2 protein-coding genes are annotated in these 938 nt (G+C 55.4%); one reads left to right on the forward strand and one right to left on the reverse strand.

What is annotated here, in order from left to right; translation table 11 throughout:
* Nucleotides 1-412: thiamine pyrophosphate-binding protein (locus AC1D0Z_RS22935; RefSeq protein ID WP_477660431.1), on the reverse strand; the 412-nt coding region annotated here is incomplete at its 3' end.
* Nucleotides 413-598: 186 nt separating this feature from the next.
* On the opposite strand from AC1D0Z_RS22935, the gene AC1D0Z_RS22940 reads away from it, so the two are divergent.
* Nucleotides 599-938, forward strand: a 340-nt coding sequence (locus AC1D0Z_RS22940) for a cyclic nucleotide-binding domain-containing protein (RefSeq protein WP_477660432.1), incomplete at its 3' end; no start/stop codon positions are given.

Consider the following 938-nt stretch of genomic DNA (forward strand, 5'->3'; position numbering starts at 1 on the left):
AGGCTGCCTTGCACAGCGGTTTGGCAATCGCCAGCTGGTCCATTTCCTCGTAGTCGCCCTGCTGAAGATCCACAATCTCGCGTTCGCTTGAGCCACTGATGAGGATCATCGGGAAGCAGTTGGTCGTGGCGTTAGCCAGCGCCGTCAGGCCGTTGAGAAAACCGGGAGCCGACACGGTCAGGCAGATGCCGGGCTTCTGCGTCAGGAAACCGGCGGCCGCTGCGGCGTTGCCGGCATGTTGCTCGTGGCGGAAGGAAATCATGCGAATGCCCTCCGCCTGCGCCTTGCGCGTCAGGTCTGTGATGGGGATTCCAGGCAAGCCGAAGATCGTGTCAATGCCATTGAGCTTGAGTGCATCGATCAGCAGGTGAAAGCCGTCGGTTTGCTCTCCGGATGGTGTGTCTTTTGTCATTTGAAATGTCTCTTCGTTTGACTTTGGTGAAAATTGAGCAGGCCTGGCTGTCCATTGGCATGCACGGGGGGCATTTGCATCGTCGGGTTATCATAGGAATTGATTCAGGTTTCCCCCTTGACCGAGGTCAACTTTCTCCGTATTTGGGCCGCACAAATACCTGCGAATTCCGCACTCTCCGAACCCATGTTGTCCATACAAAACCATCCAGATAGAAATGTCATTCGTGTCCAGTTGGCACAGAACATTGTCCTGAAGGGGATTACGACAGAACAGAGTGCTGAGCTGGAGCCGCATCTGGTGATCGTTGACGGCCAGAAGGGTGACTCGCTTTTGCATCAGGGCGTGCATGAGATGGAGCAATATTTCATTCTCGAAGGTGTACTGAAGCGGGTGGTCACCAATGAGCAGGCCAAGGAGATGATTCTTCGATTCGCTGACGAACGCGACATGGAAACCAGCTACGCGGCCTGGCGTCTGGGTACGCCTACGCCTTACAGCACGGTCTGCGTCACCAAAGTCAGGG

The sequence above is a fragment of the Polaromonas sp. P1_E3 genome (assembly GCF_056405935.1).